The 9,676-nt window shown below is 75.0% G+C and carries 7 protein-coding genes; 2 read left to right on the top strand and 5 right to left on the bottom strand.

Annotation, left to right across the window (positions count from 1 at the left end; all coding sequences use genetic code 11):
* Nucleotides 1–21: 21 nt before the first annotated feature.
* Nucleotides 22–933 (top strand): 3-methyladenine DNA glycosylase, encoded by a 912-nt coding sequence (locus EDJALFJO_RS27970; protein ID WP_088289611.1) that lies wholly within the window; start codon nucleotides 22–24, stop codon nucleotides 931–933.
* A gap of 247 nt (nucleotides 934–1,180) precedes the next feature.
* The gene (locus EDJALFJO_RS27965; RefSeq protein ID WP_088289604.1) at nucleotides 1,181–2,161 is read left to right on the top strand and encodes a hypothetical protein; all 981 of its coding nucleotides are present in this window, start codon (nucleotides 1,181–1,183) and stop codon (nucleotides 2,159–2,161) included.
* Between the two features lie 81 nt (nucleotides 2,162–2,242).
* Here the strand turns inward: EDJALFJO_RS27965 and cimA are convergent, their stop codons facing one another.
* The 5 genes from cimA to EDJALFJO_RS27940 all read right to left on the bottom strand — a co-directional run bounded on the left by cimA (nucleotide 2,243) and on the right by EDJALFJO_RS27940 (nucleotide 9,601).
* Nucleotides 2,243–3,850 carry a citramalate synthase gene (cimA, locus tag EDJALFJO_RS27960; protein ID WP_088289603.1) on the bottom strand — a complete coding sequence of 536 codons (1,608 nt, stop codon included), beginning with the start codon at nucleotides 3,848–3,850 and terminating at the stop codon, nucleotides 2,243–2,245.
* Between the two features lie 272 nt (nucleotides 3,851–4,122).
* Nucleotides 4,123–5,391 carry a phosphodiester glycosidase family protein gene (locus EDJALFJO_RS27955; RefSeq protein ID WP_088289602.1) on the bottom strand — a complete coding sequence of 423 codons (1,269 nt, stop codon included), beginning with the start codon at nucleotides 5,389–5,391 and terminating at the stop codon, nucleotides 4,123–4,125.
* A gap of 179 nt (nucleotides 5,392–5,570) precedes the next feature.
* The gene (locus EDJALFJO_RS27950; RefSeq protein WP_088289601.1) at nucleotides 5,571–6,671 is read right to left on the bottom strand and encodes a branched-chain amino acid aminotransferase; all 1,101 of its coding nucleotides are present in this window, start codon (nucleotides 6,669–6,671) and stop codon (nucleotides 5,571–5,573) included.
* A gap of 218 nt (nucleotides 6,672–6,889) precedes the next feature.
* Nucleotides 6,890–7,948 (bottom strand): 3-isopropylmalate dehydrogenase, encoded by a 1,059-nt coding sequence (locus EDJALFJO_RS27945; RefSeq protein WP_088289600.1) that lies wholly within the window; start codon nucleotides 7,946–7,948, stop codon nucleotides 6,890–6,892.
* 60 nt (nucleotides 7,949–8,008) lie between these two features.
* On the bottom strand, nucleotides 8,009–9,601 hold the full coding sequence (locus tag EDJALFJO_RS27940) for a gamma-glutamyltransferase (RefSeq protein WP_198950720.1): 1,593 nt from the start codon (nucleotides 9,599–9,601) through the stop codon (nucleotides 8,009–8,011).
* Between the last annotated feature and the right edge of the window lie 75 nt (nucleotides 9,602–9,676).

The following is a 9,676-nucleotide window of genomic DNA, read 5'->3' as shown; positions in this document are numbered from 1 at the left end:
CACCCCACCACGGTAACGAGCCTGCGCGGGCCGTCCGGCCACCGGTCGTTAGGCTGCGCCCGAGCCCACGAGGAGCGGGTCGACCGGCTCACCGCCGGGCACCGGGAGCGCGCCGGCGCCAAGCACCCCGTCGAGGACTTCCTCTGGACGTACTACTCGCTGCGCCCGGCCCGGCTGCGGCGCTGGCACCCCGGCGCCGGCGTCGCGCTCGCCGGGGCCACTGCCCGCGAGCGGCTGCAGTGGCGCGACCACGTCCCCGTCCCGGGGCACGAGGACGTCGTGACGCTCGACGTCGCCGCGTTCGCCGCCCGCCGCGGGGCCGCCGTCCGGCACGTCCGCGACCTGCTCGCCGCCACCGCCTCCCGGCCGGCGAACCTCGGCTGCTTCGGGCTGCACGAGTGGGCGATGGTCTACCGGCTGCCTCCCGGTGACGTCCGGCACGCCGGCCTGCCGCTCCGGCTCGGCGCGGCCGGCAGCGACGCCGTCGTCGAGAGCCACCGGATCCGCTGCACGCACTTCGACGCGTTCCGGTTCTTCACCGACGAGGCGCGGCCGCTCAACGCCGTCCAGCCGCGCCGCGAGGACCAGGTGGACCTCGACCAGCCGGGGTGCCTGCACGTGACGATGGACCTCTACAAGTGGGCCTACAAGCTGCTGCCGGCCACGCCGTCCGGGCTCGTCGTCGACTGCTTCGAGCTGACCCGCGACGTCCGCGTCCTCGACATGCAGGCCTCGCCGTACGACCTGACGGCGTTCGGCCATGCGCCGGTCCGGGTCGAGACCCCCGAGGGCAAGGCCGAGTACGCCGCCCGGCAGCGCGGCTTCGCGGACCGGGCCGCGCCTCTGCGCGCGGCGCTGCTCGACGTCTGCGACCGCGTCCTCGCGGCGGCGGACGACGTGGCGGCTCAGCGGTCGGCGACCAGCTCGAGGTAGGCGAACCCGAGGACGCCGCGGTAGCCGCCGAGGTACGCCTCGCGCTGGCCGCGGGCCTGGGCCGGACCTGCTCGGCGTCCGGGTGGTCCGGCTCGTGCGAGCGACGGCGGGGGCCAGCGGGTTCTCCGGTCCGGACGCGTCACCCGTTCGGGTGAACGCGACCGCGCCGACGGTCGTTGTGGAGAGGGCCAGGGAGCACGTCCACCCGTCCCCTCCCATCAGGAGTCCATCAGTGAATCGCTCGACGATGAGCAGAGCCCGTTTCCTCGCCGTCGCCGCCGCGGGTGCCCTCGCGGTCGCGCTCGTGCCCGCCGGCTCCGCCCAGGCCGCCCCCGCGGCCGCGCAGACGGCCGTCAAGGCCCGCCTCGACCGGGTCGAGCTGCCGGTCGGCTGGCAGCCGGAGGGCATCACGTCCGGCCCCGGCAGCCGGTTCTACTCCGGGTCCCTCGCCGGCGGCGGGCTGCTCGCGGGCGACCTGCGGACCGGGAAGACCGAGGTGATCCTGCCGGGCAAGCCGGGTCTGACGATCGCCGGTCTCTTCTTCGACCGGAGCTCCGGCGTCGTGTGGGCCGCCGGGTCGGACGCCGGCACCCCGACGGTGTGGGGCATCGACGGCGCGAGCGGCAAGGTCCGGGCAGCGGTCGCCGTCCCGGCCGTGGCCCCCGCCGCGTTCCTCAACGACCTCGTCGCGACCCGCACCGACGTCTGGGTCACCGAGTCGTTCGGCAACCGGCTCGTGCGCATCCCGCTGAACCGCAAGGGGCTGCCGAAGGCGGCGCCTGTCGTCCTGCCGATCCCGGCGCCGTACCCGACCACCGGTCAGTTCAAGGCCAACGGCGTGCGCGCGCTGAGCGACGGCAGCCTCGTGCTCAACCACTCCGGTGCCGGCGGCCTGTGGCGCTACGACCCGAAGCGCGCGAAGGTCACCGAGATCAAGGTCAAGGGCGCGCCCGCGACCCTGAGCGGTGACGGGCTCGACCTGCGCGGCAACACGCTCTACAACGTCCGCGGCAGCGGCGGCCAGGACGTCACCGTGGTGGAGCTGGCGAAGAAGCACGGCCGCTGGTCCGGCACCGTGCAGGGCGTGCTCTCGTCGACCGACGTCGACGTCCCGACCACGGGCACCCTCGCGAAGGGCTCCTTCTGGGTCGTCAACGCCCGGTTCGGCAACCCGTCGCCGGCGACGGCGTCGTTCTGGGTGACCCGCCTGGACCTGCTCGACGACTGACCACCACCGTCATGGCCCCTCAGAGGTAGATCACCGTGCATACCGACGGCGATCTACCTCTGAGGGGCCGAGAGCGGGGTTTCAGCGGCGCGCGACGCCCTGCCGCAGGAGCCCGTAGACGAGCCCGTCGCGCAGCGCCTCCCAGGAGGCCTCGACGATGTTCGCGCCGACCCCGACCGTCATCCACGTCGTCGACGCGTCGGACGTCTCGATGAGCACCCGGGTCACGGCGTCCGTGCCCTTGCTCGCGTCGAGGATCCGCACCTTGAAGTCGACGAGCGACAGCTTGTCGAGCTCGGGGTAGACGGGCAGGAGCGCCTTGCGCAGCGCGTGGTCGAGGGCGTTGACCGGGCCGTTGCCCTCCCCCGTCGCGACCTGCCGCTCGCCGCCGGCGAGGAGCTTGACGGTCGCCTCGGACACCGCGTCACCGGCCGGCTTCGACTCGGTGATGACCCGCCACGACTCGACGTCGTAGTAGGTCGGCCGGACGCCGTCCGTCTCCTCACGGACGAGCAGCTCGAACGAGGCGTCCGCCGCCTCGAAGGTGTATCCCGCCGCCTCCATGGCCTTGACGCGATCGGTCACCCGGGTCACGAGCTCGCGATCACCTCCCAGGTCGAACCCGAGCTCCTTGCCCTTGAGCTCGATGCTCGCCCGGCCGGCCATGTCGGAGACCAGCATCCGCATGTCGTTCCCGACCGTCGTGGGGTCGGTGTGCTGGTACAGGTCGGGGTCGACCTTGATCGCACTGGCGTGCAGGCCTGCCTTGTGGGCGAAGGCGCTGGCGCCGACATACGGCTGCCGGGAGTACGGCGGGACGTTCGTGATCTCGCTGACCGCGTGGGCGATCCGGGTCGCGTCGGCGAGCCGGCCCGCGGGCAGCACCTTCCTCCCGAGCTTGAGCTCGAGGTTCGCGACGATGGTGAGCAGGTCGGCGTTACCGGTCCGCTCGCCGTAGCCGTTGAGGGTCCCCTGGACGTGCACGACGCCGGCGTCGACGGCCGCGAGCGAGTTCGCGACCGCGCACCCGGTGTCGTTGTGGCAGTGGATGCCGAGCGCGCCCCGGGTCGCCTCGTGGACGGCGTGGACGACGTCCGCGATCTCCACCGGGAGCATGCCGCCGTTGGTGTCGCACAGCGCCGTGACCTCGGCACCGCTCTCGAGCGCCGTCCGGAGCACCTCGACGGCGTACGCCGGGTCGTGCCGGTAGCCGTCGAAGAAGTGCTCGGCGTCGAGGAACACGCGGCGGCCCTCGGTGCGCAGGTACCGCACCGTGTCGGCGACCATGGCGAGGTTCTCCGCGGGCGTCGTCCGCAGCGCGCGCTCGACGTGCCGCACGTCGCTCTTCGCCACGAGCGTGACGACCGGGGCCAGCGAGTCGACGAGCGCGCGCACCTGCGGGTCGTCTCCCGCGGCGACGCCGGCCTTGCGGGTCGCGCCGAACGCCGTGAGCGTCGCGTTCCGGAAGGTCAGCTCGGTCGCCGCGCGGCGGAAGAACTCGGTGTCCTTCGGGATGGCCCCCGGCCAGCCGCCCTCGATGTAGCTGACCCCGAGGTCGTCGAGGTGGGTCGCGATCGCCAGCTTGTCCTGGACGGAGAGCGACAGGCCCTCCTGCTGGGCGCCGTCGCGCAGCGTCGTGTCGTAGACGTGGAAGGCGGCGGTGCCGTCCTGCTGCGGTGTGCTGGTCACGGAAGCTCTCCGGGGTCATGGGATCGGTCTGTCTCGGCGGCCGCTGAGGCGCGGGCTGACACGAAAAAGACCCCTCGCAGTAGGTCGCGAGAGGTCTGCGCGTCGGCGGTGCCGGGACGGTGATGAGGTCCTCAGGCGGTGCCGACGCGCCCGCCGATAATGACGAGGCTGCGCATGGTGGCGCCAGTGTGGCACACCGACCGCGGTGGTCGTGACCATCGTCCACGGTTCGGGCGCGTCCCGGCGTCGCGCGGACCCGTCCGCACGGCGCGCTACACGGCCGCGATGGCGAGGATGTCGGGCAGCTCCCGCTGCGTGACGAACGGCCCGTCGACGCGGCGCAGCGCACCGGACGCCGTCCGCAGCACCATCGTCGTCGAGCCGCCGCCGTCGAGCAGCACGGCGTCCGTCGCGCGCAGGCCCCGGGCCACGGCCGCCATCTGGTGGTGGCTCGCGCCGACGAAGACGCCGTACCGCCACGAGCCGGTGCCGCCGCTCACGGTGACGAGCCAGACCGCCCCGGTGCGCCGGTCCCACGCGACCATCGTCCGCGGCCGGACCGTGTCCTTCGCGCACCGGATCCACTGCCGGCCGTCCGCGAGCAGCGTCGTCCCGGCGACCGTCGACTCGGCGACGACGCCCCCCGTGTCCGTCACCGCCCGGGCCGTGTACGCCGCCCGCTGCCCGACCCGGACCCGGCGCAGCGCCGCGGCGGCCGTGCCCGAGGCGCGGACGACGAAGCGGTTCTCGGCGGCCGCGGTGCCGCCGAGCCGGGTGGTCACCCGGCGCCCGCTCGCGACGACGACGCCGCGGCGGACGGCGACCTCCCAGGTGCCGCCCGTGCGGGGCTGGGCGTTGCTCCACTCCCGGGTGTAGACGGCGACGCCGTTCCCGGACGCCGCGGAGTTCACGGCGACGACGGGCAGCCGCACCGCGGGGGCAGTCGCCGTGGCCCGGACCGTCACGCTGCCGCTCACGTGCGCCAGACCCTTGCTCACGGCCCCGGTCGTCTCGTTGCCGACATACCGGGTCCGGCCGGCCGGGGCGTGGAGGACGCGTCCCCGGCGCACCTGGGTGCCCTTGCTCCACTCCCGGCCCGGCTCGCCGCGCCAGAAGTAGCCGCCGTTCACGCCGACGACGAGCGTCGGCGAGGGGCGCATCGACCCGGACGTCGTCCGGACGCCGCCGATGAGGGGCGCGCCGCGCGCGACGAGCCGCGACGAGCCCCGGTGGGCCGCCGCGACGGTCACCGTGGAGACGCGGCCGCCCTGCTGGGCCGCGGAGTACTGCCGCACGGTCACGGCGTCGTCGTCGAGGACGACCTTGGGGTGCGCCCAGTCCACGGTGAAGGCGTCCGGGCAGGAGACCCACGGCGAGACCCGGTCGGCGACCGGCGCGACGGCCGGTCGCTGCGCGGACGGGTGTGCCGGCGTGGGCCCGGTCGACGCGTCGGGCGACGGCACCCCGAGGGCCGCGGCGAGCGCCGCGAGGGCGAGCGCGGCGGCCGGGGTCGTGCGGCGGGGACGGCGCTGAGCGGGCACACGGACCTCCGGTCGACGGGGCGTCGTGATACCCCGTCGGCACGGCGGTGCGCCCGCCGAGGACTCCGGCCGCGGCGGTTCGCCCGTCCGGGTGGTGGTCGGCGTGACCTCCACCCGGACGGGCCAGTCCGGGATCTCGTGCCGGCCGACCGGTCAGGCCGGTCGGGCCCGGTCGCGGCTCAGGCGAGCCGGCGCAGCCAGCCGTGGGTGTCGGCGCGGCGGCCGTACTGGATGTCGACGAGCGCCTGCCGGAGCCGGCCGGTCACCTCGCCCACGCCGTCCGCGGTCGTCACCGGCGAGGCGACCTCACCGCCGTCCCACACGAGCCGGCCCACGGGGGTGATGACCGCGGCCGTGCCGCACGCGAACACCTCGGTGATCCGGCCGTCCTCGACCCCGCGGCGCCACTCGTCGATGTCGACGCGGCGCTCCTCGACGTCGAGGTCGAGCTCCTTGGCGAGGGTGAGGATCGAGGAGCGGGTGACGCCCTCGAGGATCGTGCCGGTGAGCTCGGGGGTGACGAGCCGGCCGTCGGCGTGCACGAAGTAGAGGTTCATCCCGCCGAGCTCCTCGACCCACTTGCGCTCGACCGCGTCGAGGAAGCAGACCTGGTCGCAGCCGTGTGCGGCCGCCTCGAGCTGGGCGGCCAGGCTCGCGGCGTAGTTGCCGCCGCACTTCGCCGCGCCGGTGCCGCCGAGCGCGGCCCGGGTGTAGTTCGACGACAGCCAGATCGACACCGGCTTGATGCCGCCGGAGAAGTACGAGCCGACCGGCGAGGCGATGACGAGGTACTTGATCTCGTGCGCCGGCCGGACGCCGAGGAAGGCCTCGGAGGCGAACATGAACGGCCGCAGGTACAGGCTCTGCTCCCCGCCGGACGGCACCCAGTCGAGGTCCGTCCGGACGAGCAGGTCGATGCTCGCGAGGAAGTCCTCGACGGGCAGCGCCGGCAGCGCGAGGCGCTTGGCGGAGCGGGCCAGCCGCTCACCGTTCGCCTCCGGCCGGAACGCCCACACGGTGCCGTCGGCGTGCCGGTAGGCCTTGAGACCCTCGAAGATCTCCTGCGCGTAGTGCAGGACGGCGGCGGCGGGGTCGAGCGCGATCGGCCCGTAGGGGACGATCCCGGCGTCGTGCCAGCCGGCGTCCGGGGTCCAGGTCGCGGTGACCATGTGGTCGGTGAAGTGCTTGCCGAACCCGGGGTCCGCCAGGATCTCGGCGCGGCGCTGCGCGCTCGTCGGCGTGGCCGTGAGGTTCTGGGTGAACTGCAGAGCGCTCGTCACGGGGGGCTCCCTCAGATGCGTCACCCGACGGCGTCAGCCGTCGGCGGCGCCGCCGGGGGTGACCGCGGCACCGGGGGTCGTCTTCGAACGTACCAGCGCCGTGGTGGGGATGCTCCACCTCACCCGGAGGAGGGTCCCCGGCGCCGTCGTGCTCGGTGTCGGCGGCGGGGAGCCGGCGCCCGGGTCGCCCCCGGACGCCGCTGCGTCGGTCGTGCCCGTCAGCCCGCGACGCGGGCTGCGAGGGCGTCGCCGATCTCCGCCGTCGACCGGGCTACTCGGCCCTGCGCGCGCTCGGCGAGATCGGCGGCGACGGCCTGCTCGACGCGCGCCGCGGCCTTGTCGAGGCCGAGGTGCTCGAGGAGCATCGCGACGGAGAGCACCGTCGCCGTCGGGTCCGCCTTGCCCTGCCCGGCGATGTCGGGCGCGGAGCCGTGGACGGGCTCGAACATGCTCGGCGCCGTCCGGTCCGGGTTGATGTTGCCGGACGCCGCGAGCCCGATGCCGCCGCAGACCGCGGCGGCGAGGTCGGTGACGATGTCACCGAAGAGGTTGTCGGTGACGATGACGTCGAAGCGCGCCGGGTCGGTGACCATGAAGATCGTCGCGGCGTCGACGTGCTGGTAGTTCGTCGTCACCTCGGGGAACTCGGCCCCGACGGCCTCGACGGTGCGCCGCCACAGGTGCCCGGCGTGCGTGAGGACGTTGTGCTTGTGCACGAGGGTCAGCGTGCGGCGCGGGCGGTTCGCCGCCCGGCGGAAGGCGTCGCGGACGACGCGCTCGACGCCGAACGCGGTGTTGACGCTGACCTCGGTCGCGATCTCCTGCGGGGTGCCGACCCGGATCGCGCCGCCGTTGCCGACGTACGGGCCCTCGGTGCCCTCACGGACGACGACGAAGTCGATGTCGCCCGGGTTCGCGAGCGGGCCCGCGACACCGGGGTAGAGCCGCCCCGGGCGCAGGTTGACGTAGTGGTCGAGCTCGAAGCGCAGGCGCAGCAGCAGGCCACGCTCGAGGACGCCGCTCGGCACGCCGGGGTCGCCGATGGCGCCGAGCAGGATCGCGTCGTGCCCGCGGATCTCGGCGAGCGCGGCGTCCGGCAGCGTCTCCCCCGTCGCGTGCCAGCGCTTCGCGCCGAGGTCGTACTCGGTCGTGGTGAGCGAGACCTCGCCGGCCGTGGCGGTCTGCAGGACCTTGAGGCCCTCGGCGACGACCTCCGGACCGATCCCGTCGCCGGCGACGACGGCGAGGTTGACCGACTGCTGGGGCGACTGCGACATGGTTCCAACCCTACTCTCGGCGTCCCGCATCTCGGGAACGCTGTCTCGCGATGTGGGATGTCAGGCGTAGGCGACGGCACCGGCACGGCGCGGGTCCGCGGCTGCGGTGAGGGTGCCGTCGGGGTCGCGGAGCACCGCGCCGACGCCGCCGAAGTACATCGACGCCGGCTCGTGCTCGCGCCGGGCCATGCCGGCCGTCGCGTCGCCGTCCGGGAGCAGGACGCCGGGCTCGTGGTGCAGCGTCTCGGCGCCGGCGGCGTCGCGGCCGACGTGCAGCCGCGGCCGGTCGACAGCCGTCTGCAGGTCGGCGCCGCCGTGGGCGAACGCGGCCGTCACCTGGAGCAGCGCCGTGGTGATCCGGTCGGCGCCCGGGCTGCCGATCGCCAGCGCGGCGCCGTCCGCGCGCCGCGCGACGGTGGGGGCCATGTTCGACGCGAGCCGCTCCCCCGGCGCCAGGCTGTGCAGCCCGCCGCGGTTCAGCTCGTGCTCGCCGAGGCAGTTGTTGAGCCAGATCCCGGTGCCGGGCACGGCGATCCCGGCGCCGTAGCCGCATGAGGCGGTGACCGCGCACGCGAGGCCGTCGGCGTCGACCGCCGAGACGTGCGCGGTCGACGGCGCGACGCCGAGCCAGGCCTGGCCCTGGGCGAGGACGTCGTCGAGGAGCGCCTGGCCGGCGCTCGCCCGGTCGGGGGCGACGTCCAGCTCGTGCGCCCGGTGCCGCAGGACGGCGCGGACGACGCGCACGAGGTGGTCGACGTCGTCCGGGCCCCAGCCGCCGGAGGGCGTCGGGAGCGGCCGGTCACCGAGGAGCAGGAGCATGGCCGCGAGGACCGGGCCACCGATGGCGGGCGGCGGGTTCGTCGCGAGCCGCCACGCCCCGACCTCGACGGCCAGCGCGGGCCGCACGAGCGGCTCGAACGCGGCGAGGTCCGCCTCGGTGACGAGCCCGCCGTGCTCGGCCATGTCCGCCGCGAGGAGCTTGGCGACGTCCCCGGTGTAGAAGGCGGCGGTGCTCTCCTCGGCCACGCGGTCGAGGAAGTCCGCGAGGTCGGGGATGTGCACCGTCTCCCCGACCCGGACCGGGGAGCCGTCGGGGTGGTGCAGCGCGGCGCGGACGTCGGGGTCGACGCCGAAGAGCGTCTCCCGGACGTAGCCGAAGTAGTAGTCGGACGCCGCACCCATGGGGAAGCCGGCGCGGGCCGCGTCGGTCGCCGGCTCGACGACGACCCGCCACGGCACGCGGCCGAACATCGTGTGCGCCCGTTCGACGGCCGCGAGGACGCCGGGGGTGGCGACCGAGCCGTGGCCGACGGTCATCGCGGTGTGGCCGCCGTACTCGGTGACGAGCTCGCGGACGCCACGGCCGAAGGCCTCGGGCGGCAGCCCGCGGCCGGGCATCTCGACGTAGCCGTCGATCGTCACGGGCGGGCCGTCCGGCGGGCCGACGGTGACGAACGCGCCACCGCCGAGCGAGACGATCCCCGGCTCGGTGACGAGCGCGACCATCATCGCGGCGAGCGCGGTGTCGACGGCGTTGCCGCCCTCGGCGGCGACCCGGGCGCCCGCCTGCGCGGCGAGCGGGCTGGGGCCGGCGACGCCGACCCTCGGCCGCGCGTCAGGGCTGCCGGTCACGGTCTCGTCAGGTCCGACCACCCGGGCATCCTCCCACCGGCGGGCGGCCCGGACGCGCCGGACGCGACGGCCGGCGGCGACGTCCGCGCCGGACGC

This window comes from Kineosporia sp. A_224 (assembly GCF_002198655.1).
GTDB lineage: Bacteria > Actinomycetota > Actinomycetes > Actinomycetales > Kineosporiaceae > R-H-3.
Note: the sequence above shows the minus strand (reverse complement) of the source record. Positions and strands in the feature narration are given on the sequence as shown.